The 26,127-nt window shown below is 71.2% G+C and carries 26 protein-coding genes and 1 pseudogene; 10 read left to right on the forward strand and 17 right to left on the reverse strand.

The window, feature by feature from the left end:
* The first annotated feature begins 203 nt into the window (after positions 1 to 203).
* Positions 204 to 1,607, forward strand: a complete 1,404-nt coding sequence (locus AB0O28_RS21480; RefSeq protein WP_363642725.1) for a sorbosone dehydrogenase family protein — start codon at positions 204 to 206, stop codon at positions 1,605 to 1,607.
* Positions 1,608 to 1,685: 78 nt separating this feature from the next.
* Here AB0O28_RS21480 and AB0O28_RS21485 read toward each other — a convergent pair whose 3' ends face one another.
* Positions 1,686 to 3,038, reverse strand: a complete 1,353-nt coding sequence (locus AB0O28_RS21485; protein ID WP_363642727.1) for a family 43 glycosylhydrolase — start codon at positions 3,036 to 3,038, stop codon at positions 1,686 to 1,688.
* Positions 3,039 to 3,467: 429 nt separating this feature from the next.
* Positions 3,468 to 4,007 carry a GNAT family N-acetyltransferase gene (locus AB0O28_RS21490; protein WP_363642729.1) on the reverse strand — a complete coding sequence of 180 codons (540 nt, stop codon included), beginning with the start codon at positions 4,005 to 4,007 and terminating at the stop codon, positions 3,468 to 3,470.
* A 94-nt stretch (positions 4,008 to 4,101) separates the two neighbouring features.
* On the opposite strand from AB0O28_RS21490, the gene AB0O28_RS21495 reads away from it, so the two are divergent.
* The 3 genes from AB0O28_RS21495 (at position 4,102) to AB0O28_RS21505 (ending at position 6,277) form a co-directional block, all read left to right on the forward strand.
* A complete protein-coding gene (locus AB0O28_RS21495) occupies positions 4,102 to 4,998 on the forward strand; it encodes an aminoglycoside phosphotransferase family protein (RefSeq protein WP_363642991.1) in 897 nt (298 codons plus the stop codon).
* 10 nt (positions 4,999 to 5,008) lie between these two features.
* Positions 5,009 to 5,185: a hypothetical protein gene (locus AB0O28_RS21500; RefSeq protein ID WP_363642731.1), complete on the forward strand. Its 177-nt coding sequence runs from the start codon at positions 5,009 to 5,011 to the stop codon at positions 5,183 to 5,185.
* Between the two features lie 198 nt (positions 5,186 to 5,383).
* On the forward strand, positions 5,384 to 6,277 hold the full coding sequence (locus tag AB0O28_RS21505; protein WP_363642733.1) for a methyltransferase domain-containing protein: 894 nt from the start codon (positions 5,384 to 5,386) through the stop codon (positions 6,275 to 6,277).
* A gap of 353 nt (positions 6,278 to 6,630) precedes the next feature.
* On the opposite strand, the gene AB0O28_RS21510 is transcribed toward AB0O28_RS21505, so the two are convergent.
* Positions 6,631 to 7,740, reverse strand: a complete 1,110-nt coding sequence (locus AB0O28_RS21510) for a hypothetical protein (RefSeq protein WP_363642735.1) — start codon at positions 7,738 to 7,740, stop codon at positions 6,631 to 6,633.
* Positions 7,741 to 7,930: 190 nt separating this feature from the next.
* Positions 7,931 to 8,404, reverse strand: a complete 474-nt coding sequence (locus AB0O28_RS21515; RefSeq protein WP_363642737.1) for an aegerolysin family protein — start codon at positions 8,402 to 8,404, stop codon at positions 7,931 to 7,933.
* 494 nt (positions 8,405 to 8,898) lie between these two features.
* Between AB0O28_RS21515 and AB0O28_RS21520 the strand changes: the two are divergent.
* Positions 8,899 to 9,376 (forward strand): annotated as a pseudogene (locus AB0O28_RS21520) (IS3 family transposase); the annotation flags it as partial.
* A 143-nt stretch (positions 9,377 to 9,519) separates the two neighbouring features.
* Here AB0O28_RS21520 and AB0O28_RS21525 read toward each other — a convergent pair.
* Positions 9,520 to 10,347, reverse strand: coding sequence for a hypothetical protein (locus AB0O28_RS21525; RefSeq protein WP_363642739.1), 828 nt, complete (start codon positions 10,345 to 10,347; stop codon positions 9,520 to 9,522).
* A gap of 223 nt (positions 10,348 to 10,570) precedes the next feature.
* On the opposite strand from AB0O28_RS21525, the gene AB0O28_RS21530 reads away from it, so the two are divergent.
* Complete coding sequence (locus AB0O28_RS21530) at positions 10,571 to 10,777, forward strand: hypothetical protein (RefSeq protein WP_363642741.1); 207 nt, start codon at positions 10,571 to 10,573, stop codon at positions 10,775 to 10,777.
* Here the strand turns inward: AB0O28_RS21530 and AB0O28_RS21535 are convergent.
* From AB0O28_RS21535 to AB0O28_RS21575, 9 genes are all read right to left on the reverse strand, one after another.
* On the reverse strand, positions 10,764 to 11,114 hold the full coding sequence (locus AB0O28_RS21535; protein ID WP_363642743.1) for a hypothetical protein: 351 nt from the start codon (positions 11,112 to 11,114) through the stop codon (positions 10,764 to 10,766). The two genes, AB0O28_RS21530 and AB0O28_RS21535, sit on opposite strands and share 14 nt — an antisense overlap.
* Before the next feature lie 121 nt (positions 11,115 to 11,235).
* Positions 11,236 to 12,126, reverse strand: coding sequence for an amidohydrolase family protein (locus AB0O28_RS21540; RefSeq protein WP_363642745.1), 891 nt, complete (start codon positions 12,124 to 12,126; stop codon positions 11,236 to 11,238).
* Positions 12,123 to 13,253, reverse strand: coding sequence for a nickel pincer cofactor biosynthesis protein LarC (larC, locus tag AB0O28_RS21545; RefSeq protein WP_363642747.1), 1,131 nt, complete (start codon positions 13,251 to 13,253; stop codon positions 12,123 to 12,125). The genes AB0O28_RS21540 and larC overlap by 4 nt, the downstream gene beginning before the upstream one ends.
* The gene (gene larB / locus AB0O28_RS21550; protein ID WP_363642749.1) at positions 13,250 to 13,915 is read right to left on the reverse strand and encodes a nickel pincer cofactor biosynthesis protein LarB; all 666 of its coding nucleotides are present in this window, start codon (positions 13,913 to 13,915) and stop codon (positions 13,250 to 13,252) included. The genes larC and larB overlap by 4 nt, the downstream gene beginning before the upstream one ends.
* A 99-nt stretch (positions 13,916 to 14,014) precedes the next feature.
* Positions 14,015 to 14,437, reverse strand: a complete 423-nt coding sequence (locus AB0O28_RS21555; protein ID WP_363642751.1) for an RbsD/FucU family protein — start codon at positions 14,435 to 14,437, stop codon at positions 14,015 to 14,017.
* A gap of 2 nt (positions 14,438 to 14,439) precedes the next feature.
* Positions 14,440 to 15,696 carry a nickel-dependent lactate racemase gene (larA, locus tag AB0O28_RS21560; protein ID WP_363642753.1) on the reverse strand — a complete coding sequence of 419 codons (1,257 nt, stop codon included), beginning with the start codon at positions 15,694 to 15,696 and terminating at the stop codon, positions 14,440 to 14,442.
* Complete coding sequence (locus AB0O28_RS21565; protein ID WP_363642755.1) at positions 15,686 to 16,600, reverse strand: aldo/keto reductase; 915 nt, start codon at positions 16,598 to 16,600, stop codon at positions 15,686 to 15,688. The genes larA and AB0O28_RS21565 overlap by 11 nt, the downstream gene beginning before the upstream one ends.
* Positions 16,597 to 17,334, reverse strand: coding sequence for an SDR family oxidoreductase (locus tag AB0O28_RS21570; RefSeq protein WP_363642757.1), 738 nt, complete (start codon positions 17,332 to 17,334; stop codon positions 16,597 to 16,599). The genes AB0O28_RS21565 and AB0O28_RS21570 overlap by 4 nt, the downstream gene beginning before the upstream one ends.
* Positions 17,331 to 18,131 carry a fumarylacetoacetate hydrolase family protein gene (locus AB0O28_RS21575; protein WP_363642993.1) on the reverse strand — a complete coding sequence of 267 codons (801 nt, stop codon included), beginning with the start codon at positions 18,129 to 18,131 and terminating at the stop codon, positions 17,331 to 17,333. Before AB0O28_RS21575 ends, AB0O28_RS21570 begins: the two co-directional genes overlap by 4 nt.
* 216 nt (positions 18,132 to 18,347) lie before the next feature.
* Here AB0O28_RS21575 and AB0O28_RS21580 point away from each other — a divergent pair, with 216 nt between their 5' ends.
* Genes AB0O28_RS21580 through larE form a run of 3 tightly spaced genes read left to right on the forward strand, consistent with a single transcriptional unit; the run spans position 18,348 to position 21,216 of the window.
* Positions 18,348 to 19,637: an enolase C-terminal domain-like protein gene (locus AB0O28_RS21580; protein WP_363642759.1), complete on the forward strand. Its 1,290-nt coding sequence runs from the start codon at positions 18,348 to 18,350 to the stop codon at positions 19,635 to 19,637.
* Entirely contained in the window at positions 19,638 to 20,345 is a 708-nt protein-coding gene (locus AB0O28_RS21585; RefSeq protein ID WP_363642761.1) for an FCD domain-containing protein, read from the forward strand.
* Complete coding sequence (gene larE / locus AB0O28_RS21590) at positions 20,338 to 21,216, forward strand: ATP-dependent sacrificial sulfur transferase LarE (RefSeq protein ID WP_363642763.1); 879 nt, start codon at positions 20,338 to 20,340, stop codon at positions 21,214 to 21,216. The genes AB0O28_RS21585 and larE overlap by 8 nt, the downstream gene beginning before the upstream one ends.
* Positions 21,217 to 21,321: 105 nt before the next feature.
* Here larE and AB0O28_RS21595 read toward each other — a convergent pair whose 3' ends face one another.
* Genes AB0O28_RS21595 through AB0O28_RS21605 form a run of 3 tightly spaced genes read right to left on the reverse strand, consistent with a single transcriptional unit; the run spans position 21,322 to position 25,025 of the window.
* Entirely contained in the window at positions 21,322 to 22,368 is a 1,047-nt protein-coding gene (locus AB0O28_RS21595; protein WP_363642765.1) for an ABC transporter permease, read from the reverse strand.
* Positions 22,361 to 23,926 carry a sugar ABC transporter ATP-binding protein gene (locus tag AB0O28_RS21600; protein ID WP_363642767.1) on the reverse strand — a complete coding sequence of 522 codons (1,566 nt, stop codon included), beginning with the start codon at positions 23,924 to 23,926 and terminating at the stop codon, positions 22,361 to 22,363. The genes AB0O28_RS21595 and AB0O28_RS21600 overlap by 8 nt, the downstream gene beginning before the upstream one ends.
* A gap of 13 nt (positions 23,927 to 23,939) precedes the next feature.
* Positions 23,940 to 25,025, reverse strand: a complete 1,086-nt coding sequence (locus AB0O28_RS21605) for a sugar ABC transporter substrate-binding protein (RefSeq protein ID WP_363642769.1) — start codon at positions 25,023 to 25,025, stop codon at positions 23,940 to 23,942.
* 299 nt (positions 25,026 to 25,324) lie between these two features.
* Here AB0O28_RS21605 and AB0O28_RS21610 point away from each other — a divergent pair, with 299 nt between their 5' ends.
* Positions 25,325 to 26,068 (forward strand): FadR/GntR family transcriptional regulator, encoded by a 744-nt coding sequence (locus AB0O28_RS21610; protein ID WP_363642771.1) that lies wholly within the window; start codon positions 25,325 to 25,327, stop codon positions 26,066 to 26,068.
* Positions 26,069 to 26,127: the final 59 nt, after the last annotated feature.

A 26,127-nucleotide genomic window follows, 5' to 3' on the forward strand; every position in this document is an offset into this window, starting at 1 on the left:
GGAGGCGGCGCCTCCGGACCGTCGGACAGAGTCGGAGTTCCACCCCGAGAGTCCGTGGAAGGTGATGACGTGGAAGCCCTGCCCATCCTCCGTTCCGCCGGCCGCCGCGCCGCCCTCGCGACACCGCCCGGCGCGCGTGCGCGTCACGTCGCCACCGTGTCGCCCGCCCCCGGCTCCGCCTCCGCCGATCGGGGGTGGTCCCGGTGAGCGGTCGCCGCGTGCTACGGATCGCGGTCCGCCTCCTCGTGGCGCTGGGCCTGCTCGCCGCCCTCGCGGTGGCGGGCGCCTTCGCCGCCGTCGGCCGCGGCGGCGCCCCCCAGACGGAGGCGCGCCTCGGGGCCGATCCCCGGCTCGAACGGCCGGACACGTTCCCGATTCCCAAGGTCAACGCGCCCGACGTGGTCGGATGGCCCTCCGGGAGGACGCCGAAGGCCCCGGCGGGTTTCTCCGTCACGCGGTTCGCGGGCGGGCTGGACCACCCGCGCTGGCTCTACCCGCTTCCCAACGGCGACGTGCTCGTGGCCGAGTCCGCCACGCTGCCGAAGGCTCCCGACTCGGTCGTGATGCGGCTCCTCTCCTGGCTGCGCCGGGCCGACGGCTCGACCAGAGAGCGGAGCGCCAACCGGATCACCCTGCTGCGCGACTCCGACGGCGACGGCGTCGCGGACTTCCGCGGCACGTTCCTGACCGGCCTCGACCAGCCGTTCGGCATGGCCCTGCTGAGGGCGGCCCCGCCGTACGCGGTCGGGCCGGACGCCGGGCCGGGCACCGAGGTCATGTTCTACGTCGCCGGCACCGGCGGCGTGTGGCGCTTCCCGCACAGGCTCGGCGACACGCGGATCACCGCCCCGGGGGAGAAGATCCTCGACCTGCCGGCGGGCGGATACAACAACCACTGGACGCGCAACCTGCTCGCCGCCGCCGACGGCTCCAGGCTCTTCGTCACCGTCGGCTCCGCGAGCAACGCGGGCGAATACGGCCTGGACGTCGAGCGCGGGCGCGCCGCCGTGCTCGAACTCGATCCCGGCGGAGGCGGAGCGCGCGTCTACGCCTCCGGCCTCAGGAACCCCAACGGTCTCGGCATCGAGCCGGTCACCGGCACACTCTGGGCCGTCGTCAACGAACGCGACGTCCTCGGCGACGATGTGTCCCCCGACTACCTGACCAGGGTCCGCGACGGCGACTTCTACGGCTGGCCGTGGACCTACTGGGGCAGCAACGTCGACGACCGCGTCACTCCGCCCAGGCCGGATCTGGTGGCCCGGGCCTTGCGCCCGGACTACTCGCTGGGCGCCCACACCGCCCCGCTGGGGCTGGCCTTCTCCACGGGGCCGGCGTTCCCCGCCGAGTATCGCGGCGGCGCGTTCGTCGGCGAGCACGGATCGTGGAACCGCGGCGACCCGGTGGGATACAAGGTCGTCTACGTGCCGTTCGCCCACGGCATGCCCAGCGGCCCGCCCCGCGACTTCCTCACCGGCTTCAAACCCGACCCCGGTGACCGTACGACCTACGGGCGCCCCGTGGGAGTCGTCCTCGACCGGGCCGGGGGGTTGCTGGTCGCCGACGACGCGGGCGACACCGTGTGGCGCGTCGCTCCGAAGAGCTGACACCGCGGCGGCACGGCTCGAGGGCGGTAACGCGCACGTATGAATTACACGGCCCGCCGACGGCGCCACACGTGGTGATCAGTCCTTGCCGTGCCCCGGGTTCCGGCGCGCGACGTACAGGCGATCGCCCTCCGGTCCGGTCCACTCCAGCCGTACGACCCCGGGCACGGCGGCGTCGCCGATGCGCGACGGGTCGGCCCAGTAGCCGGCGTTGGGGTTGCGGAAGAACGTCGCCCACAACTGGCCGCTGCGGTCCACGAAGATGTTGTTGTGGCCGGCGCCGACGCCCAGGGTCCACCGCTTGGAGTAGGGCCCCTCGAACTTGTCCGCGACGGCGATGATCGCGTCGTACTGGTACTGCACGCGGCCTGCGGCCGCCGTGTCGTAGGCGTACCGCGTGCTGCCGTCGGCGTTGACCGACGAACGGTCCCACGCGGCATGGATGAGGTAGTACTTGCCGCCGTACTTGAACACGTACGCACCTTCGAGGTACGGCTCGGGCGCGTAGGGCGTCTGCTGGAACGTCGGCAGGTTCGTCGTCGGGACGATGTCCTCCATGTCATCACGGAACTTCGCGTACAGGTTGTTGTGCAGCACGAGCCACGCCTCGTCGCCCTCGCTGTAGAGGCCACCGTCGATGTGGTGGTAGGCGCCGGGCTTGATGAAGGCGGGCCCGCCGATGAAGGAGTCGCCGAAGGGCTTGTCGTGGTTGCCCTGGACCAGCCGGTACGGGCCCTCCACGCCGCCCTCGCTCACGAGCATGAACGAGCCGACCTTCTGGGAGTGGTCGCCCATGCACGCGACGATGTACCACTTGCCGCGGAAGTAGTGCACCTCGGGCGCCCAGGCGTTGCCGCGCTTGCCGAACTGGTCGTCGTACCAGTACTCCTGCCACGGAGCGACGACCGTGCGCCCGGGCCGGTTCTCGCCGGCGAACTCGGGCGACCACACCTTGCCCTTCTCGGCGTCCGGCCGGATGCCGGTGGTGTCGGCCAGCCGCCACGGCCCGTGCAGGGACGGCGCCGTCCACACGAAGATGCCGTCGTTCCACGGGCCGGCCGCTGCGAGGCCGGGCACCCGGGTGGTGCCCGTGGCGACGTAGACCGGGCGCCCGCCGACGTCGAAGCAGTTGACATAGGTGTCGCGCATCCAGACCCGGCCGAGCTCCTCGTCGCGGGGACGCGGCTCCAGCGGGAGGATGAAGGAGTTGTCGTCACGCGGCCACAGGTCCACCCGCGTGTCCGCCAGGCCGTAGGGCTCGAGCTCGGGCCAGTTCGACGGGTACCGCCCCTTCGGCGCGCCCCCGTTCGGCAGCTCCTTCGGGTCCGCGTGCGCGGCGGCCGCGGGCAGCGCCGCCGCTCCCAGCAGGCCCGCGACACCGGCCAGTACGGACCGCCGGCCGACGTACAACCCGTTATCGGAATCAGTCATCAGTCACGTCCTCCCACGTGTCCAGGACGCAGGTCGCCCTGCCGGGAGGAAACGGTAGTGGGACCTATTCCGACAGTGAACAGACGACAGAAAGGTTCTTTCCGGTCGCGCCAATGGCGGCGGCACCAGGCGCCACAGGAGGTGTCCTCGCACCTCGCCCGGCCCGCATCCGTCCGGTACGGCGCCGGGAGCGCGTAATCACGACGGTCCGGAAACGGCCTTCCGCCGGTCGATCACTCCGTCGACATTTCCCGCACGGAATATGCTGCGCCCGGATATCCCTGCCCGGATTTCCGGCACCGGAAAAGCGCCCGCCGGGACACGAGAACAGCCGGGTGTTTCGGCCGCCGAATTGCTTGCCACGCCGATCCGTCTTTTCGTCGGCGATGACGGCGCGCGTCTTCTTCGGGGGTTCGAGGCCGTCCGCGGTCATGCGCCCGGGTGCGCACCGCCGGCCGGCCGCGGGAGCGGCAGTTCGAGTTCGAGTTCGTGACGCAGCGGGATGCCGTCCAGCCCGATCTCAGGAATCGAGGGCTTCAGCGCGCGCGACCGGGCGACCGCGTCGCGGTGTACGGCGACGAGGTCGAAGCCGTACCTCTGGTAGAAACGCAGCGCCCGCAGATTGTCGTTGGTCGTGATGAGCCACAGCCGGACGGCGCCGGCCTCGCGCGCCGCCCGGGCGACGGCGTCGACGAGGGCCGTGCCCACGCCGACGCCCTCGTTCAGGGAGTCGAGCGTGACGAGTTCGCACTCCCGGCCGTCGAGCCGGTAGGTGGCGACCCCCGCGGGGCGCCCGTCGAGGTCGGCGACGAACGTGGGCAGTGCGGTGGTGTCGTGGGCGACGCCCCGGCTGACGGACACGACCCCGCCCCACCGCTCGACGAACAGGTCCCGGACCCACGCGTGCTCGTCGGCGGCGAGCGGCCGTACGGTCAGGGAGCGCGCCGCGCCGCGATCGATCGATGTCATGCGTTCACCCTCGCAGACCGTGAACAGGCCAGGGAAGCGCCGAAAAACACGTTGCGGCGGACGACCGCCGCGCGGAACGCTCTCCGGCGTGACGATGCACGCCGGTCAGCTGACGGTGTCGCGGGAGACGGTGCGCACCTTGGTGGATGAGCAGTTCCCGCAGTGGCGGAGCCTGCCCGTCACGGCCGTCGCCACCCGGGGGACGGTCAACGCCGTCTTCCGCGTCGGCGACCGCTTCGCGGCCCGGCTCCCGCTGCGGCCCGGCCCGGCCGGCGAGGTGCGGCGCCGGCTGGAGTCGGAAGCGGAGGCGGCCCGCGAGCTGGCGGGCAGCACCCGCTTTCCCACGCCCGAGCCGGTCGCGCTCGGCGAGCCCGGCGCGGGATACCCGCTTCCGTGGGCGGTGCAGACGTGGCTGCCCGGCACCGTGGCGGACGACGAGGATCCGGGCGAATCGATCGCGTTCGCCCATGACCTCGCCGACCTCATCACCGATCTGCGGGCGGCCGGCACGCGCGGCCGCACCTTCGCCGGCACGGGCCGGGGAGGCGACCTGCGCTCCCACGACGCCTGGATGGAGACCTGCTTCGAGCGCAGCGAACGGCTCCTGGACGTTCCCCGGCTGCGCCGGATGTGGGACGAGCTCCGCGTCCTGCCGCGCGAGGCGGCCGACGTGATGTGCCACGGCGATCTCATTCCCGGCAACGTGCTCGTGTCCGCCGGCCGGCTGGCGGGGATCCTCGACGCCGGCGGCTTCGGGCCGGCCGATCCCGCTCTCGACCTCGTGAGCGCCTGGCACCTGCTGGAGGCGGGGCCGCGCCGGGCGCTCCGCCTCGACCTGAAGTGCGACGACCTGGAGTGGGAGCGGGGCAAGGCGTGGGCCTTCGAACAGGCGATGGGACTCGTCTGGTACTACCTCGACACCAACCCCGCCATGGCCCGCATGGGCCGGCGCACGCTGGAACGCATCCTGGCGGACGGCGGGCCCGCCTGAGCTCACTGAAGTGGTGACCCTCCTCGGCGGCGTCGAGACGGTGGACATGAGCGGCCCGTTGCCGACGCCATTCCTCATCTGCGTCCCGTCCGACCGGGCCGGCGCGGGCGATGACGACCGCGGCTGGGCGAAGAGCGCGACCGGGCGGCGGATGGCGGCCGCGAGGAACAGCGGGTGTGACTCGTAGCTCATGGCGTCTGTCCTGAGCTTTCCAGATACTTCGCGCCCCGGCGCAGGATGCCACGCTCCAGTTCCCGGATCCGGTCCTTGAGCTGCTTGTTCGGTGCAGATCCGTGTTGTAGGACGTGCGGGGTTCGCTGGCTTTGCGAGACATCCCTCTCGCGCCGTCGTGGCGCTGGTGGTCTGGGTAGGTCACCATGTGGTGATGACGCCCTCGCCTCGCCCACCGCACGCCAGTGGCCGACCGGATCCGATAGGCGGGACTACCGCGCTCGGTGGAGAGCCCGCTCCCGCTCGCGGGTACCTGCTGGACAACGCGCGTGCCGAGGCGGGCGAGCGATTCGTTTGGCTGGCCGAGCTGTTCGACGGTGTGACGCGGGGGCACTTCGATCGACTGGGGGTCAAGGTTGGCTCACGCTGCTGGGAGGTGGGCGCCGGTGGCCGTAGTATCCCGGAGGCGCTCGCGGCGGCCGTCGGTCCGACCGGGCACGTGCTGGCCACCGACATCGACCCGTCGTGGCTGAAGGCGGGCGACGGGTACGAGATACGCCGGCACGACGTCGCCGCTGATCCGCCCCCAGAGCCGGGGACGTTCGACCTGGTGCACGCCCGGCTCGTGCTGGTCCATGTACCCGACCGGGCTCGGGCGCTGGCCACGATGGCTGCGGCGCTACGGCCCGGCGGCTGGCTGCTGGTCGAAGACGCCGATACCGCCCTGCAGCCATTGGCATGCCTGGACGACAGCGGCCCGGCGCAGCGGCGGGCCAACCGGCTACGCGACGCGGTCCGGGAACTGCTGACGCGCCGCGGCGCGGACCTGCGCTACGGCCGGACACTGCCGCGGGCATTGCGTGAGGCCGGTTTGGTGGACGTCGCCGCGGCGGGCTCTTTCCCGGTCGGCGGGCCGGCCTGCGACCGGCTGGAGGCGGCGACCATCCGGCATGTGCGCGGCGAGCTGCTCGCGGCCGGCCTGGCCGACGACGCCGAGATCGACGCGCACTTGGCCGCCATCCACGCGGGCGAACTCGACCTGACACTCGCGCCGCTGATCTCGGCCTGGGGACGCCGTCCGGCCGAGTACCCGCCGGCACTCGATTAGGTGCGGATCCAGGCGTTGTCCGACCTGCCCGCAACGCTGTTCGTCGAGGAGACTTTCGGGCCGCAGGAGTAAGCCCCTTACGGGGGTGGACGTCTTGCCGAGCATCGTGCGGCTGCAGGCCACGGGAGGCAATCTCGGTCTCGAGAAGCGCTGTTCCCAGGAGGCCAGCGCTCCGGAACGAGAGCCGCTTCTTGGCACACGTGATCTGCGGCACATCACCGTGAGAGGCGACGTGGCTGGACCGGGTCTCCTCCAGCCGACGGGACCAGTCCTGGGCGGCTGAGCCGTCGCAGGTCTTGATGACGCCCTTGCCGCCGGCGAGAACGGCGTGTCGACATCGACGCCGGGATGGGTCAGTTCTTCGGCCATCCGTCGTCGATATGGCCAGTCTCGGTGAGGGTGCGCCAGTCGGCGATCAGGGTTTCGGCCGAATCGATCCGGTGGACGGTGTAGTGATCTCCGCGGTACCAGACGCACAGGGCGACACGCTTCCCGTCGTTTTTGAAGTCCCGGCTGACAGTCACCTTCTTCCACTGCTCCTTGACTTCTTCGGAGGTGGTGGTGACCTTCAGCTCGTGTTCGTAGGAGGAGCTGACCGCGGAGGAGAATCCCTCGTAGGAGAACGCGAGGTCGAGGCTGACGCGGATGTTGGTGGTCTCCTCGACCACCTGCGCGTTGCGAGTGGTCAGCCCGATGTAGGCCTCTTCGGTCTTGGTGTAGTTGCTGTTGCCGGCGTGCTCGTAGTACAGCACCTGCTGCCAGTAGCCGTAGCGCCGCACGATGTAGTACGGGCTGTGCTTGGCCTGCCAGGTGGTGTCCTTACCGGGCTCGTTGATTGCCAGGAAGGGGATGGCGACCTGGCCGATGAGGACCTCGTCGGTGCGCATCCTGGGCTGCTGGAAGCCCTTGAGCCGGTTCACGTCACCGATCTGGGACGGGTCGGTGTCGATGTGCGCCAAGTTCTCGACCTTGGGCAGGTGATTGACCCGGTGGAGGGTGAACCGGGCCAGGGTTTCATCGTCGTCCCCGACGACCAGCGGCGGGTCGCCCGCCTTCTTGCGGCGGGCGTACAGGCTGGTGCTGGCGTTGGTGATCTCGTAGGCGGCGCCATCGCCGACGATGGCCCAGTGGGTGAGGGTGTTGGCCGCCCAGGCCCGCTGCTGGCCGGAGGTTTCGATCACAAGGTTCGTGTCCGCGGCGCTGCTGAGGTTTTCCGGCATCACCAGCTCGCCCCGGTTGGCGTTGACGATCCAGAAAGTGGTGCGTGCGCTGTTGATCGGCATCAGGTGGAAGTAGTTGGCGGCATCGGGCTTGGCGGCCAGGTCGAGCAGGCACGTGGGCAGCTCGGGCCGGTACACCCGCACGTTGTTCCCGTCGGCCTGCTTGATCAGGTAGATGCCGCCCGGCTTGAGCATGGCGCCGGAGGGCTGGGAGGCGTCGTAGGTCTGGTCGGCTGTCGTCACAGCGCGCTCCTTGGGAATGGAGGATCACAGGGAATCTGGCCTTGTCGCGACCCGGACCGGCTCCGGGAGGGCGCGGTCCGTCCCCGGCGGCCTGTTCCGGCCGGTAGGAGGCTCCAGAACAGGCCGCGGGGGTCGCCGCCGCGGGACCGGGTCGGTGATCTGTCTAGGTGAGAGCCGGCAGGCCGGCGGATCAGTCGGGTGCCGAGACCGTCGCGGTCACGGAGGCGTTGTTGCCGTTGCCACCGGTGTAGTCGGTGTCGAAGACCTGGTCGGTCTGGTCCCAGTCGTAGCTGTTGCGTCCCGTGTAGGGGTTGTCCCAGTGGAAGCGGACCCGCTTGCCTGACTGGGTGCAGTTGCTGGCCAGGTAGCTCACCGCGGCCTCGGTGCCGGTCATGAGTCCATCGGACTCGGTCTCGAAGTTGTCGGTGGCGCCGGGCTGAATCGTCCGCGCGGGGTCTGTGACCCAAATTCCGTGGTCCAGCTCCTTGTCGCGCAGCGCCAGCACACACTTGGTCGTGTTGATGAACGTGACGGCGACGCTGCGTGCCGCGCGCTGCTGTTGTGCCACCGAAGCAGGGGCCGGCGCGGCTTGTGCGGCACCAGGAACCGCCGCAAGCCCGGCTCCCAGCGCCGCTACGGCGGCCAGGCGAACCCAACGGGTCATCGGATGCTCCTCTCCCGAGACGAGATGTCTTTGACCGGACGTCGCGCAAAGGCAGACCGAGATCGTCCTTTCCTCCTGGGCGGGCCGACTTGCGATCTCTCAGCAGTCCGCACTCTGTGTAATCGGTCTGTTACTCAACGTATTCACTCGTCCTCCTCCCGGCAACGACCGATCCGCCACTATGCCCTTACCAAAAGACGAGACCGCGACGGCGCTGGCGTCTCGACGCCCTGAGGCCCGAACGTGGTCGGCAGCGGTGCATTGGGGAAATAAGTGGCCGGTAGCCGATGCTGTTGACCTGGCCAAGGTCGAGTTCGCCATGGTCGCGCAGCCAGTTGGCGAGGGGCAGCCGGTACGGTAGGGCCACCGCTGAACTGGGCGAACTGAATCGCGTGTACCTGGCTGCAGGGCACTCCCCCCGATGTGCGGCCGGGGCGCCGGCCAAGGCGCGCCTGGTGCCCAGGCACTCGCAGGCCCCGCTACCGCCGGGCGACGTGGAAGAGGAGAACAAGCAGCTCAAGGCCGGATCCGGGAACTGGAGCTGGAGCGTGACATCCTGCGCCGGGCGGCGAAGTATTTCGCCGGGGAGACCACCTGGTGAGTCGCTTCCAGTTCGTCGCCGACCACGCGAGCGCCTTCGGCGTCAAGCGACTGCGCCGCGTCCTTGCCGTTTCCCGCTCGGGGTACTACCGCCGGCGCTCGGCCGCACCCGCGCGATCAGCCCGCGCTGCGGCGGACGCCGCGCTCGCCCAGCGGATCAGGCAGATGCACACCGAGTTCGACGGGACCTACGGCAGCCCCCGCATCACCGCCGAGCTGCGCCAGGATGGGGCGGGCGTCAATCACAAGCGGGTGGAGCTGGTGCTGCGCGCTCATGGCATCGTCGGGCTTCACCTGCGCAGAAAGATCCGCACCACCGTGCCGCAGTCGGCGGCGCAGACGGTGTCCGATTCGCTCAGGCGGGACTACTCCCGCCAGTTCCCCCGTGGGCCTCGGCCTCGCGCCGCTTGGCGGCGGCGCCTTCGGTTACGCCAGGCGGGTGATCCCGCGCAACGACCTGCTCACCTCGGTGGCCGGGCTGGAGTCGTGGCCGTCCCAGCAACTTGATGCGCCGCTCAGTTGTCGAAGGCCCATACCGCGGCGGCGATCGGCTCGAGCCCCGCGGCCAGTTCGTCGAGCTCGTCCGCGCTGAGCACGTCGTATGCCGGGGCTGCCAGCTCGTCGGTGAGCGCCTCGATCCGCTGCTTGGTCTCTCGGCCGGCGTCGGTGAACCCGCCGGCGGCGTCCACGAGGCCGCGGCCGCGCAGCCCGTCGACAACAGCGGTCAGCCGTGCCTTGGGCAGGTGGTGGATCCGGCCGAACTCCTCCGCCCTCATTCCGAGGGAAACAGCCATGAGGACGTGGGCCTCGGTGCCGCCGATGCCGTGGGCGAGAAGGGCGGCATTGTGGCCGTCCCCGCGGTGCTCCCGCAGCAGCGTCGCCGCGTGCCAGAGCCTGGCCACCGGCTCCTCGGGTACGTCGAGCGCACGCAGCCCGGCGTACAGTGGCCGGCCCTCGACCGGCGCGCTGACCGCTGCTCGGGTGGCGAGGTCGGCGGCCCGCACCAGACCGGGCGAGTCGGCGAGCTCTCCGATCCTTTGCCGCAGGGCGGCGGTGCTGCCCCGTTCGCGCACGGCGACCGCCTCCTGCGGGGTGATCTTTCCCCACACCCAGGGGATGTGGCGTGCCACCTCGCCGTCGGCGAAGTTGTAGAAGACCGCGTGTACCACCGCGGCCGGTGCCGGCCCCAGCGGCGCGGCCCGGCCCGCGAAGTATCCGTCCCAGTAGTTGCGCATACCGAGGGCCAGGAACGCCTCGTTCGCCATCTCGGAGAAGGTGACGGTGGCGATCGGCTCGACAAGCTCGAACATGCGGTGGATCTTGGCCTGTGGGTGCTGCTGCATCGGTCGGCATCTCCCTTGGTCGTGGCAGCTGGTCGTGACAGCGCCCTCGTGGGCGACCGTTCACCCTCGCTACGAACGACGCGGCTCGGATACGACAACTTCGATCGGATAATTTCCCGGTCGATTCTGCCGGGCAGTGTCGGGGTGTCAGCCGGACTCGGTCACCGCTCGGTTGTCCGGTCGCTGGCGGGGCCAAGGCTGCGGCCCGTGCTCATCACAGGTCATGTCGGCCATCCGTCTGCGGTCGCAACTCTGGCGCTCCTGGCCGAGCGTCAACATCGGCTGCGTCGCCATCGACCCCGGCAGCGCCGACGATGCCGTCGAACTTGACCTCGTCACCGCCGATGGGCTCTCCCGGATCCTCGGGCACCATCCGCTGGGGAAGACGCCGGGAGCGCCTCCCGATCACGGCGTCTTCAGCCGCGGGTGACCCGCACGCCGCCGAAGACGCCGTAGTTGCGCACGCGGATGACCGGTCCGGAGGAGCCGGGCGTTCCCGGGTCCACCCGGCGGCCGCCGAACAGGCTGAAGCCTTCGACCTCCACGGTGCTGTCGGCGGGCACCCGCAGCCGCACGCCACCCGCGATCGAGATCTTCGTGACCGAGGTGACCGGCGCGATCTCGGCGTCGCTGAGGTCGAGGTCGGCGCCGCCGACAGGGGTGAGGACCACGGTGTCAGCGGGCACCCGCCCCGGCCCCCGGCGCTTCAGACCGCCGAGGAGGGTGATGTGCCAGTCCGTACGCTGCGATGCTGTCGTGTTCGTCATGACCTTTACGGTACGGACCGGCCGATGCGGCGATAAGTGTCGCGCGTCGTGTCATCACCCGTGACACCTGTCATATCGGCAGCTCAGGCGTGAGGAGAGGCGGACCGGCGCTCGCGTCCGCTCATGTGCCGAGGCGGTAGACGCGTTCCGCCGTCCCCCGGAAGACCACGTCACGCTCGGCGGCCGACAGCCCCGCGTCCGTGAGCAGCGCGCGCACGGTCTCGGCCCACAGGGGCAGGGCCCCCGCGAGCAGGCAGACGGGCCAGTCGGAGCCGAACATCAGACGCCCGGGTCCGAACGCGTCGAGCGCGACATCGGCGTACGGCCGCAGCCGCGCCGCGTCCCAGTCGTCCCAGTCCGCCTCGGTGATCAGGCCGGAGAGCTTGGCCGACACGTTCGGCTCGGCGGCCAGCTCACGGACGAGACCGGCCCACGGTTCGAGCTCGCCGGACGCGACCGGAGGTTTGGCCAGGTGGTCGAGGACGAAGGTCAGCTCGGGAAGGGCCCGGACGGTCTCGATCGCGGCGGGCAGCTGGTGGGGCAGGACGAGCAGGTCGTAGACGAGCCCGGCCGCCGCCACCTGCCGCAGTCCTTCGCGGACGTCGTCGCGGGCGAGCCAGCGGGGGTCGCTTTCGCCCTGCACCAGGTGGCGGATGCCGCGCAGCAGTTCACCGCCCGGTGCGGCGGCGAGCGCGGCGAGTTCGGCGGAGAGGTCGGGCCGGGTGAGGTCCGCCCACCCCACCACGGCGGCGACGGTGTCCGACCGCGCCGCCAGCGCGAGGAACTCCCGGGTCTCCTCGGCGTCGGGCAGGACCTGTACGAGCACCGACCGCCCGATCCGCGCTTCCGCCGCGACGTCCGCGTAGTCGGAGGGGGTGAAATCGCGGCGGATCGGCGCCATCCGCGGAGGATCGAGCCATGTCTGCGGCCGCCGGGACAGTTCCCAGAGATGGTGATGAGCGTCGACGATCGCCTGAGTGGGCGTCGCATCGGGTGTCGCGGTGGATGTCACAGCGCGTCGAATGCCTCTCGTGCCAGTTCCCGTAATGGTTTTCCGGTGACCTGGGCCAGCCTGGCCAGGTCGTCGTGCTCGGGCTTCACCCCCCACGGCCCGTGCTTCATCCGCACGTCCTGGCCGTACAGCCGCACGGTCGCGAAGTGCCGGGGCAGCGCCACCTTCTCGACCACGCTGCGCCGCAACCCCAGGCTGCCCGTCTCGCGCAGGACCAGGTCCTGCAGGGCGCCGGCCAGTTCTGCGGGCGCGAGCACGTGCAGGACGTGCGCGGGCCGGCCCTTCTTCATGACCGCCGGAGTGGTCCACGCGTCCGCCGCGCCCGCGGCCAGGGCGCGCTCGATGACGTGCCCGAGGACCTCGCCGGTCACGTCGTCGAGGTTCGTCGACAGGACGACCTGGTGGTCCGGGCCGGCGGCGGTGGGCCGCCCGAGCATCGCCACCGTCACGTTCGGCCGGTCGGGCAGCTCACGGGTGCCCGCGCCGTACCCGGTGGCGCGCAGTTCCATCTCCGGGACCGGGCCGTACACCGGGCCGTACACCGTGCCGGCGGCGTGGAGCAGGGCCGCCCCGGTCGGCGTGACCGCCTCCCCCGCCGCCCCGCCGCGCACCAGCGCTCCCTTCAGCAGGGCGAGCGTGGCGGGAGCGGGCACGGGCAGCACGCCGTGACGGGTCCGCACGGTGCCGCTCCCCAGTGGCAGCGGTGCGCAGTGGACGCGTGTCACGCCGAGGTCGCGCAGGGCCGCCGCGCAGCCGACGATGTCGATCAGTGTGTCGTGCCCGCCGAGCTCGTGCAGATGCACATCGGCGGCCGGAACACCGTGCAGCGCGCCCTCGGCCTCGGCGATCGCGGTCAGCGCCGCGTCGGCGACGGGCAGGCCGGCCCGGGCCGCCATCGCGATCAGCTCCGCGGCGGGGCGCTCACCGGCGTCGTCCTCGACGTCGATCAGGACGCGGGTGGCGGTCAGCGCTCCGCTCCGCACGCGCTCGGCGTCCAGCCGCCATCCGGTCAGGCCGGTCAGGGCGACGGCCCGGCGTACGGCGTCGAGGGAGGCGCCCGCGTCGAGGAGTGCCCCGAGCAGCATGTCGCCGGCCAGGCCGGTGAACGGATTCAGGAAACAGATCACCTCGGCCTCCTCGTGAGGCGGAAGGCCGCGAGCGCGGCGCCGAATCCGGAGTCGATGTTGACCACGGTGATCCCCGCCGCGCACGAGGTGAGCATGGCCAGCAGGGCGGTGACGCCCTCCAGCGCGGCGCCGTAACCTGTGCTGGTGGGCACGGCGATCACCGGCGTCTCGACCAGGCCGCCGATCACGCTCGCCAGCGCCCCTTCCATACCGGCGATGACGACGACGCTGTCGGCCGCGCGCAGGTCCTCGACGGCGGCGAGCACGCGATGCAGCCCGGCCACTCCCACGTCCCTGATCAGGGTGGTGCGCAGGCCGAGGGCGGACGCGACGGCCGCGACCTCGGCGGCCACCGGGCCGTCCGCCGTCCCGGCCGTCACCACGGCGACCGTGTGCTCGACCGCCCGTGCCTCGCGCCAGACCAGCAGCCGGGCGTCCCGGTCGTACCGGCCGCCGGGAACCCGCCCGAGCACGGCCGCGGCGGCGTCGGGGTCGACCCTGGTCACCAGGACGGGCCCGGTGTTGCGGCCGAGCAGCGTGGTGACGATTCCGGCGATCTCGGTCACCTGTTTGCCCGGCCCGTAGACGATCTCGGGCAGTCCCTGGCGCACCTCGCGGCCGAGGTCGACGCGGGCGTAACCGAGGTCGAGGGCGTCGCTCACGGCCTCCTCCTGCCCGACGGCGCGCGGTCGCGGTCGCTCCGCCTGTTCGTGACGGGACGCATGTTCATGACGGGGACGCTGTTCATTTCGGGAAGATGTTCATTTCGGGACGATGTATCCGACGGTCAGCAGGAGGTTCGCGTAGAGCCGGTCGTCGCCGGTCGCCACCGCGAAGGCGACGTCGGGGCCCTTCGCGGCCTCGTAGAACTCGAGCCGGTCCATCGCCTCGATGGGCAGGTCCGGGCCGAGCAGCTCCCGGTAGCGGGCGAGCACCTCGGGCTCGCCGCCTTCGTCGGGGCGCATCGAGTGGACCGACTCCAGCGGCACGGCGTCCACGAGAACCTCCAGTACGTCGTCCATGCGGACCAGCCCGGGACGCAGGTTGAGGTGGATCACCTGGGCGCCGGCCCGCACGTTGGTGGCGTGGGCGTAGTTGGCGTCGGCGAGCAGGATGCGCGATCCGTGGCCGGTGGCCGCGAGCGCGGACAGCAGCGGCGGGTGGATCAGGGGGTAGCGGAGCACGGTCATCCTCCCCCGAGGTACGGAATGGTCATGGGCCCCTCGGGCAGGACGCAGACCCGGCCGGGCAGGGCGCGCACGGTGGCGGCGATGTCGCCGGTCTGCTCCAGGTGGGCGGCGGCGAGGTCGGCGTCGCTCAGGTGCGAGGTGTGCATGACCACGCGGGCGTGCCGCTGGATGCGGGCCTGGATCTGGACCTGCCACTGGTCGGGCACGGTCTCGGTGCGGCGGGAGATCTCCTCGAACAGCGCGTCGGGGGATGCGGCGGAGGTCAGTATGTCGCGGTAGGAGCCGTGGTCGGGGAACCCGTCCCGGCACTCGGCGGCGCAGACGATCGTGCCGCCGGGCCGTACGACCTGCGCGGCTGCGCTCATGCCCTTCACCGCTTGGTACAGGTTCTGGTCCAGCGGGAATCCGGCGTTGGTGGTCACCACCACGTCGAAGGGCTCGGCGACCGGCCGCATCGCGACGGCGCGGGCGACGGCCGTGGCGGCGGCGTGCATCGGCGGCAGATCGCCGCCGAACGCCCGCACGATCTTCTGCTCCCGGTTGAGCACGACGTCGAGGGCGAAGGTGACCCCGGTCGCCTCCGCGATGGCGCGGACGTCGTCGTGCACCGGGTTGCCCTCGATGACGCCCCAGGTGGCCCGGGGGTCGCCGATCCGGGCCGCGTCGTGCAGGGTGAGCACGGTCTCCAGGGCGGCGAGCCCGGGTGCGACCAGCTTCGGCCCGCCGGAGAACCCGGCGAAGAAGTGCGGCTCGACGAAGCCGGTCGTGATCCGCACGTCGGCGTCCGTCCACTCCCGGTTCAGCCAGACCGGGACGTCCTTGCCGTACCTGCCCATCCACCTCAGGGACGACGCGTCACGCGCGTCGTGATTGACGATCCGCACGGCGTCGACGACCTGGTCGCCGAACATCGCGCGCAGTTCCTCGTCGGTGTTGCCGCGGTGGGTGCCGGTGGCCACCAGGATCACCACGTCGTCGAGGTGCACGATTCCGTCCAGCTCGGCCAGGATCGCCGGGATCATCAGGTGGCGCGGCTGGGGTCTCGTGCCGTCGCAGGCCGAGATCGCCACCGTCTGGCCGGGGCGCACCCGCTCCCGCAGCGGCGGGCCCGCGACCGGCTCGCGCAGCGCCCGCAGCACCTCGGCGGCCTCGTCCGCCACGGCGGCCCGGGCGACCGGCGCGATCACCGTGGTCCTGTCGTCCGGCAGGTCCAGCACGAGACCGTCCGTGCCGTAGGCGAGCTCAACCCGCATGGTCCAGTTCCTCCCACAGTTCCCCGGGCACGGGGGTGGCGGCCAGATCGAGGTCCTCCCGCACCTCCTCCGCGCTGCGCGCGCCGAACAGGACCGTGGTGACGGCCGGATGCCGGTGCGGGAACAGCAGGGCCGCGGCGGGCAGCGGCACGCCGTGCGACGCGCAGATCCGCTCCAGCTCGCGCGCCCGCCGCAGCACGGCCGGCGGGGCGGCGTCGTAGTCGAAGGTGGTGCCGCCGGCGAGAACACCACTGTTGAACACCCCGCCGGCGACGACGGCGACACCACGCCGTTCGCACTCGGGCAGCAGTTCGCCGGCGGCGGAGCGGTCGAGCAGCGTGTAGCGTCCCGCGACCAGCACGGCGTCCAGGTCGGTCTCGCGGACGAACCGGGTCAGCATCTCGGCCTGGTTCATCCCGGCGCCGATCGCGCCGATCACTCCCTGGTCGCGCAGCTCGGCCAGCGCGGGGTACGCCTCGCCCGCGGCCTGCTCCCAATGGTCGTCCGGGTCGTGGATGAACACCAGGTCGAACCGGTCCAGCCCGGTGCGTCTCAGGCTGTCGTCCAGCGAGCGCAGCACCCCGTCGCGGCTGTAGTCCCGCACCCGCACATACTGCGTGCGGCCGGGGAACCCGTCCTCCTCGCCCTGTCCGGGCACGAGGACGCGGCCGATCTTCGTGGAGACGACCGCCTCCCCGGCGGCCTGACCGGGCAGGCCGCGCAGGAAGCGTCCGAGACGTTCCTCCGCCAGCCCGGTCCCGTAGTGCGGCGCGGTGTCGAAGTAGCGGATCCCCGCCTCCCACGCGGCGGCGAGCGCCTGCTCTGCCTGCTGTTCGCTCACCGGCGCGAACAGCCCGCCCAGCGGCGCGGTGCCCAGCCCGTACGGCCCGAGGGAGAGCTTCACGAGGTCACCGGCCTCAGCCGCAGGCCGGACATCCCGCCGTCCACGGCCAGCTCGACCCCGGCCGTCGACCCCGCACGCGGGCTGGCCAGGTACGCGACGGCGTGGGCGACCTCCTCCGCCGTGACCAGGCGGCCGTGCGGCTGGCGGGCGCACAAGGCCGCGCGCTCGGCCTGCGGATCGGGGGCGGCGTCCAGCAGCCGGCCGACCCAGGGGGTGTCGACGGTGCCGGGGTTGACGCAGTTGACCCGGATCCCCTCGCGCAGATGGTCGGCCGCCATCGCGCGGGTGAGCGCGAGCACCGCCCCCTTGGACGCCGAATACAGCGCCCGCTGCGGCAGCCCGGCGGTGGCGGCGATCGAGCAGGTGTTGACGATCGCCGCGTGCGGCGACCTGCGCAGGTGCGGCAGCGCCGCCCTGGTCACCCGGGCGATCCCCACCACGTTCAGGTCGAACACGCGCAGCCATTCGGCGTCGTCGTTGTCGGCCACCGTGCCCTGCGCGCCGATGCCCGCGTTGTTCACCAGCACGTCGATCCTGCCGTACCGCTCCGCCACCGCCGCCACCGCCGCGCGTACGGAGGCGTCGTCGGTGACGTCGCAGACGAACTCGGTGTCCTTGAGGTCCAGAACGGCGACCCGGGCGCCCCGCGCGGCCAGTTCCTCGGCGACGGCCCTGCCGATGCCCGAGGCCCCGCCGGTGACGATCGCCACCAGGCCCTCGAACTCCTCACTCATGCCTGGCCCACCCGCTGGCGCTGGCGGCCGAGGCCGTCGATCTCCAGCTCCACCACTTGGCCCGCCCGCAGGTACGCCTGCGGGCCGCGGCCGAGCGCCACACCCGCCGGCGTGCCGGTGTTCACCACGTCGCCCGGCTCCAGCACCATGAACTGGCTGAGATACCAGATCACGTGATGCACGCCGAAGATCTGGTTCTTCGTGTTCCCGTTCTGGCGCGGCTCGCCGTCGACCCACAGCCGCAACCCCAGCGCCTGCGGGTCGCCGACCTCGTCGGCCGTCACCAGCCACGGGCCGAGCGGGTTGAACGTCTCACACGACTTGCCCTTGTCCCACTGGCCGCCGCGCTCGTTCTGGAACTCCCGCTCCGACACGTCGTTGGCGATCGCATATCCGGCGATCACCTCGGCCGCGTCGTCCGGGGAGTCCAGGTAGCGGGCGGTACGGCCGAGGATCACCGCCAGCTCGACCTCGTAGTCGGTCTTCACGCTGCGCCGCGGCACCAGCACCTCGTCGTCGGGACCGACGAGCGTGTTGGAGGCCTTCATGAACACCACCGGCTCGGCGGGGAGCGCCGCCCCGGTCTCCTCCGCGTGGTCGGAGTAGTTGAGGCCGATGCACACGATCTTCCCGGGCCTGGCGATCGGAGCGCCCACCCGCTCGTACGGCCCGGCATCGGGCAGGGCGCCCTCCGCCAGGGCGGTCCGCACGCGCTCGACGCCTCCTCCCGCGAGGAACGCGCCGTCGATGTCGGCCGTCAGCGACGACAGGTCGAGCACCCGCCCGTCCGGTCCCATCACGCAAGGCCGCTCTTCACCCGCCGGACCCACTCGCAACAGCTTCACGATCTGCCTTCTCCCGCTGGTGTCACAGGTGCGTATGTGGTGCCGAGCCTGTCAGATTCATCGGGTTGAAGTAAAGCCTCCTATGGGGCATTTGCGGATTCTCTTGACCATCGCTCCCGGTGACCCTACTGTTCGATCCATATTCATCCGACCAATTGGAGTCCGCCCATGCCGGTGATCACTTCTGTGGACGTGATCGACATCAGGTTTCCCACCTCCGCGACACTCGACGGCTCGGACGCGATGAACCCGGACGGCGACTACTCGGCGGCGTACGTGGTGCTGGAGACCGACGGCGACCTGGCCGGGTACGGCCTGACGTTCACCATCGGGCGCGGCAACGACCTGTGCGTGGCCGCGGCCCGGCAGATCGGGGCCCGGCTGGCCGGGCGTGACGTGGACGAGCTGGCAGGCGACCTTGGCGGCCTTTACCGGGAGATCATGTCCGACAGCCAGATGCGCTGGCTGGGCCCGGAGAAGGGCGTGGTGCACCTCGCCGCCGCGGCCGTGCTGAACGCCGCGTGGGACCTTGCCGCACGCCGGGCCGGCGTGCCGCTGTGGCGCCTCCTCGCCGACATGTCGCCCGAGGAGCTGGTGGCCGCCTGCGACTTCCGCTATCTGTCCGACGTGCTGACCCCCGCCGAGGCCGTCGAGATGCTGGCCAGGCTCGCGCCGACGCGCGGGGAACGGATCGCCGAGCTCGCCGGGCGCGGCTACCCCGCCTACAACACCACCCCGGGCTGGCTCGGCTACGACGACGGCAAGCTGCGCCACCTTATCCGTGAGGCCGTCGCCGACGGCTGGACGCACGTCAAGCTCAAGGTCGGCGCGAACATCGAGGACGACATCCGCCGCCTGTCGATCGCCAGGGAGGAGCTCGGCGAGCGCACGCTGATGATCGACGCCAACCAGGTGTGGGACGTGCCCCAGGCCATCGAGTGGGTCAACCGGCTCGCGCCGTACGAGCCGCTGTGGATCGAGGAGCCGACCAGCCCCGACGACGTCCTCGGGCACGCGGCCATCCGCAAGGCCGTCGCCCCCGTCGGCGTCGCCACCGGTGAGCACTGCCACAACCGCGTCATGTTCAAGCAACTCCTGCAGGCCGGCGCGATCGACTACTGCCAGATCGACTCCTGCCGGCTGGCGTCGGTCAACGAGATCGTCCCCGTGCTGCTGATGGCGGCCAAGTTCGGCGTGCCGGTCTGCCCGCACGCGGGGGGCGTGGGCCTGTGCGAGCTGGTCCAGCACATGTCCGTCGTCGACTACGTCTGCGTGAGCGGCAGCCTGGAGGGCCGGGTCCTCGAGTACGTCGACCACCTGCACGAGCACTTCACCGACCCCGTCCGCATCGAGCGCGGCCACTACCGGCTGCCCGAGGCCCCCGGCTACAGCGCCCGTATGCACCCCGAGTCGATCGCCGGCTACCGCTACCCTGATGGCCACCATTGGGGAGGCTGAGTGGGCGCCATCGAAACGGCGATCGACACGATCAAACAGATGATCATCGACGGGAAGCTGCGCCCCGGACAGAAGCTTCCCGCCGAGAAGGACCTCGCCGAACAGCTCGGCGTCGCCCGCAACACCCTGCGTGAGGCCGTACGCGCGCTGATCGCCATGCGGGTCCTGCAGACGCGCCAGGGGGACGGCACCTACGTCACCAGCCTGTCCCCCGGCCTTCTGCTCGACGGGATGAGCTTCGTCGCCGACATCCACCTGGACGCCGGAGCCGGGCAGTTCCTGCACGTACGCAGAATCCTGGAGGCGGAGGCGACGGCCCTCGCCGCCACGCGCATCACCGACGCCGATCTCGCCCGCCTGGGCGAGCTGCTCGACGACGCCGAGAAGGTGGCCGCGGCAGACGTGATCGACCACGAGAAACTCGTCGCCCTCGACCAGGACTTCCACGCCCTCATCACCTCCCACTGCGGCAACGCCGTGCTCGCCGCGGTCATCCACAACATGTCCGGCCGCACCGTACGGGCCAGGATCTGGCGCGGCATGAGCGACCCCGAGGCGGTCCAGCGCACCCTGCGGGAGCACCGGGCCGTGCATCGGGCCCTGCTGGCGCGGGACGCCGAGCGGGCCCGGCTCCACGCCGCCCTGCACGTCCTCGGGGTCGAGGAGAGCCTCGCCGGCACACGTACGTATGGAGGCCCAGGTGAGTGACCGCCCTGCTCCCGCGGACCGGACGACGGCGACCCCCCCGGACGGCGCCCAGAACGACGCCCCGGCGCGGCTGATGGAGCGGCTGACGGCGCGGCTGCGCGAGGAGAGTGCGATCGTCGTCGCCTACTCCGGCGGCGCGGACTCCGCGTTGCTCGCCTTCGCCGCCGCCCGGGTGCTCGGCACCCGGGCGCTCGCCGTGACCGCGGTCTCCCCCAGCCTCGCCGCCTCCGAGCGGGCCGCGGCCCGCGACTTCGCGCGCCGCCACGGGCTGACCCACCTGGAGGTCTGCACCGACGAGGCCGACCGGCCCGAGTACGCCGCCAACGGCCGCGACCGCTGCTACCACTGCAAGTCCGCGCTGTTCGACGCGCTCGCGCCGCTGGCGGCCGCCATGGGCGCCAGGATCGCGCTCGGCACCAACCTCGACGACCTCGGCGACCACCGGCCGGGGCAGCGGGCCGCGGCCGAGCGCGGGGCCGTCGCGCCGCTGGTGGACGCCGGCCTGACCAAGGCCGGCGTCCGCGCGGTCAGCCGGGAGCTCGGCCTGGTCACCGCGGACAAACCCGCCGCCCCCTGCCTGGCCTCGCGGGTCAGCTACGGCGACCCGGTCACCCCGGAGGTCCTGCGCAGGATCGAGACCGCCGAGGCCGCGCTGCGCGACCTCGGCTTCCCGGTGTGCCGGGTGCGCGCCCACGCCGGCGGCACGCTCGCCCGGGTCGAGGTGCCGAAGGGTGAGATCCCCCGCGCGTGCGAGCTGCGCGAGCGCGTCGACGCCGCGGTCCGCGGCGCCGGCTTCACCTTCTGCTCGCTCGACCTGTCGGGTTTCGCGTCCGGGCGCCTCAACGCGCTGCTGCCGCTGCTCCCCTCATAACCTGCCGCTACTCTCTCAACCGTCTCGTACGCGTCCGGGCGCCGGGCCCCGCGCGGACGCCGCCGGCCCGGGCGCGTACGAGAGCGCCCGGGCCGCCGGAACCCGTCAGTCCTGCGATTTGCCGCCGGTGAGGCGGGAGATCGCGAGCGCGGTGAGGATGATCGCCCCGTTGAGCGCCTGGATCCACTGCGCGGGGACGCCCGCGAGAGTGAGGACGTTCTGGATCATGTAGAGCAGCAGGATGCCGGTGAACGCGCCGAACACGGTGCCCTTGCCTCCGTTGAGGCTGACGCCGCCGATGACGGCGGCGGCGAACACCGTGAAGATCGCGCCGTCGCCCTGGGCGGCGGCGACGGAGGCGAGCCGGCCCGTCAGCAGGAGGCCGCCGATCGCGGCCAGCAGGCTGGCGGAGATCAGCGTGATCCACAGCACCCGGTCGGTGCGGATGCCGGCCGCCTTGGCCGCGTCGACGTTGCCGCCGATCGCGTAGAGCGCCCGGCCGAACCGGGTGAAGCCCATCACCACGATGCCCGCCGCGAACAGCAGCAGGCAGATCCAGATCGACGCCGGCACGCCGAGCCACATCGTGGAGCCGAAGTAGGTCATCGAGTCGGGGAGGTTGAAGAAGGTCTGCCCGCCGGAGATGCCGGTGAGCAGGCCGCGCAGCACGATCAGCATGCCCAGCGTGACGATGAAGCCGTTGAGCCCGAAGCGGACGATGAACAACGAGTTCACCACTCCGACCAGCACCCCCACCGCGAGGGTGATGGGAATCCCCCAGGCGCCGGGCAGCAGGCCGAGCCCGGCCCCCGTTCCGCTCGCGACCGTCAGCCAGGCGGCGACGCCGGGCGCCAGCCCGAAGGTCGACTCAAGCGAGAGGTCCATCCTGCCCGCGATCAGCACGAGCGTCTGCGCCAGGACGAGGAGCGAGATCTCCGACATCGTCTGCAGGATGTTGATCAGGTTGTCGCTCTGCAGGAAGATCGGGTTGACGATCTGCCCGACGATCGCGATCACGATGACCGCGGGGACCAGCGCGAAGTCCCGCAGCCGCGCCAGGGGGATCCTCGGGCGGCGCCGTTCCGCCTCCTCCGGGCCCGGGGGGCTCGGCGGGTGTCCCGCCGTGGCGTGTGCGGCGGTGGTCTCAGGCATCGAGGTCGACTCCTTCCATGGCGGCCACCATCTCGTGGTCGTGCCAGCCGGCGGCCAGTTCCGCGACGACGCGGCCGTGGAACATCACCAGCACCCGGTTGCACAGGCGCAGGTCGTCTAGTTCGTCGGAGGCGATCACGACGCCGGTCCCGGTGTCGGCGATCTCCTCGACCTTGCCGAGCAGGAACTCCTTCGACCGGACGTCGACCCCGGCGGTCGGCGTGATCAGCACGAGCAGACGGGGGTCGTTCGCCAGGGCCCGGGCCATGACGACCTTCTGCTGGTTGCCGCCGGACAGCCCGGAGACGGGGAGTTCCGGGCCGGGTGTCTTGATCGCGAGGTTTTTGATCATTTCGCGGGCCAGTGCGTCCTTGCGGCGGCCGCTGACGAACCCCGCCTGTCCGAGCCGCTCGGGCACGGTCATCGTGGCGTTGTCCGCGATCGACATCAGGGGGACGAGCCCCTGGTGGTGGCGGTCCCGGGGCACGAAGCCCACACCGGCGGCCAGCGACTCCGGCACGCTTCCGGGGCGGAGGCGGCTCCCGGCGACCTCCAGGGTCCCCTCCTGGGAGGCCCGCAGCCCGACGAGGGTCTCGGCCAGCTCGGTCTTCCCGCTGCCGCCCAGGCCCGCCAGCCCCACGATCTCCCCGGCCCGCACCTGGATGTCGACGTCCCGGTAGACCTCGCCGTCGGACAGGCCCCGGACGTCGAGGACCACCGGGGTCTGCGCCGCGACCGGCGGGCGGACGGCGTGCTCCCGCAGGCCCGCGGCCTCACCGGTCATCGCGGCCACCAGCTCGCCCTGCGGCAGGTCCGCCACCGGTGCGGTGAGGATGTGCCGGGCGTCCCGGTAGACGGTGACCGTGTCGCAGATCTCGTAGATCTCCTGCAGGTGGTGGCTGATGAACAGAAAGGTGATCCCCTGCTCGCGCATCGCCCGCATCCGGTCGAACAGACGGGCGATCGCCGCGCCGTCGAGCTGGGCGGTGGGCTCGTCGAGGATGATGAACCTCGCGCCGAACGACAGCGCCCGGGCGATCTCCACGAACTGCCGCTGCTCCACTCCGAGCTCCCCGGCCGGTCGGCGGACGTCGACGTCCACCGACCATGCCTCCAGCAGCTCGGCCGCCTTCCGCCACAGGCCCTTCCAGCCGACCAGCCCGAACCGGTTCCGATCGTGCCGGTTCAGGTACAGGTTCTCCGCCACGGTCAGCTCGGGGATGATCGTGGACTTCTGGTAGACACAGGCGACCCGCTCCCGCCAGGCGTCGCGGTCGGCGAGCCGCGGAGCGGGGGCCCCTGCGAAGCGGACCTCGCCGTCGTCGGGCGCCTGCAGTCCCGTCAGGATGGAGACCAGGGTCGACTTGCCCGCGCCGTTGCGGCCGACGAGGGCGTGCGTCTCCCCCGCGTTGATCGTGATGTGCGCCCGGTCGAGCGCCACCGTCTCGCCGTATCTCTTGGTGATGCGCTCCGCCTCGGCGACGGGCGAGCCCGTGCGGGTCCGCCCGCCGTCGCGAGCGGGTGGAGGGCTCGCGGGCCCTCCCGCGAACTCATCCATGGGTCACGCCCTCTCAGCTCAGGTTGTTGCCCCACAGCGACTTGTCGTCGTACTTCACGCTGGGGATGTCTCCGTACGTGCCGCCGTCGGCGGTGACGAGCGGCGCGGACAGCTGGTCCTCCAGCAGACCGGACCGCACCTGGATGATGGTGCTGTCGTGGTCGGTCTTGCCCGGCTGGAACGTCTTGCCCTCGATCGCGGCCTTCGCGTACGACAGCGCCCACTTGGCGTACAGGTCCGCGGGCTGGGAGACGGTCGCGTCGATGTTGCCGGCGGCGATGTCCTTGAGCTCCTGCGGGATGCCGTCGTTGGAGACCACGAAGACGTGCTTGGGGTCGTCCGGCGGCACCAGCAGGTCACGCTGCTTGAGCACCTGCAGCGTGCCCGCGAGGGCGAAGCTCGACTGCATGTAGACGCCCTTGACGTCCGGATTCGCGGTCATGACCGTGGAGAGCTTCTGCGAGGCCACCGCGCCGTCCCAGTTCGTCGCCTCGCCGAACACCTTGATGCCGGGATAGTTCTGCTTCATGCAGTCGTTGAACGCCTCGGTGCGGTCGCGGCCGTTGATGGAGGCCAGGTCGCCCTCCAGCATGACCACCTTGCCCTTGCCCTGAAGCTTCTCGCCCAGGAAGCGGCAGGCCTTCTCCCCGTACGCGCGGTTGTCGGCGCGGACGACCATGAAGGCGTTCCCCGTGTCGGGCCGCGTGTCCACGAGCACGGCGGGGATCTTCTTGTTCTCGAGTTGCTGCAGCGTGGGAGCCACGGCGGCGGTGTCCTGCGGCGCCATGACCACGGCCTTCACGCCCTGCCCGACCAGGGTCTGCACGTTGGAGGTGAGCTTCGCGATGTCGTTCTGGGAGTTGGTGGTCTTGGTGTCCGCTCCCAACTCGCCGGCGGACTTCGGCACGTAGCTGATGTAGGAGTTCCAGAAGTCGGTGTCCGAACGCGGGTAGTCCACGCCGATGACCGGCTTCGCCGCGGCGTCGCCACCGCCGCCGGAGCCGCCGCTCTCGCCACTCCCGCTGTTCCCGCCGCAGGCCACGGCGAGGCACCCCGATAAAGTCAAGGCCGCGGCGAGCGCGAACCGTCTGCGTACCATCGTTTCTCCTTCTCAAGCACCACGGGTGCCATGCCGCCGCGGACGGCGCCGCAGACTCCGGCGAGGTTCGCCTGGAGCCGGCTCATCACTGACAGGACATGGGATGTCTTTTTATGACCAAACCCCGGTCAGTGTCCAGACCCTAGGGAATAATCACGAAAATCCCTCGCGCTCGCCTGCGAAGGGTCCGACGTATCGCCTGCTCTCGCGTTCAGAGGCAGACAGATACGGCGCATGTCCGGCTCTCCGGACAGTGGGGTGTGTGGAGGTCACTGGCCCGGAGGTATCAGAATCCTCCTATGTCGTTGACCGAGCAGGCGATCGAACGCATCAGGCAGCTCATCAAGGACGGGACCCTCCCCCCGGGCGCCCGGCTCCCCCCCGAACAGGAACTCGCCGCCGAACTGGGCCTGTCCCGCAACCTCCTCAGAGAAGCCGTCCGCTCCCTGGCCACCACCCGCGTACTCGAAGTACGCAGAGGCGACGGCACCTACGTCACCAGCCTGTCCCCCGCACTCCTCCTCGAAGGAGTCGGCCTCGCCGTCGAAATGATGCGCGGCGACGACCTCCTCGAAATCACCGAAGTACGCCGCCTCTTCGAACCCGTCGCCACCGGACTGGCCGCCACCCGCATCACCCCCGCCCAGCTCACCGAAGTCGAACGCCACCTCAACGCCATGATCGACGCCCAAAACGACGTCGAAGCACTCAACCACCACGACGACGCCTTCCACCGCGCCGTCTTCGACGCCACCGGCAACAAATCACTGGCCGCCCTCCTCGGCGGCATCGCCGGCCGCACCCTCCGCTCCCGCGTCTGGCGCGGCCTCGCCGAAGCGAACGCCGCCGGCCGCACCATCGCCGAACACGCCGCCATCTACCACGCCCTCGCCCACCACGACGCCCCACTCGCCCACGCCGCCGCCCTCATGCACGTCAGCACCACGGAAACCTGGCTACGCGACAACCTCGGCCACACCCTCACCGACACCACCACACAACCCCCACAAGTGACCACACCACCGGCCGCCGCCGGGGCGTGAAACGTACAGACGACCCGTTCCGCGACGGCAGAGGGCTCCACAACGGCACAGACATGGGT

The sequence above is a fragment of the Microbispora sp. NPDC088329 genome (assembly GCF_040685655.1).
In the GTDB taxonomy this organism is placed as follows: Bacteria; Actinomycetota; Actinomycetes; order Streptosporangiales; family Streptosporangiaceae; genus Microbispora.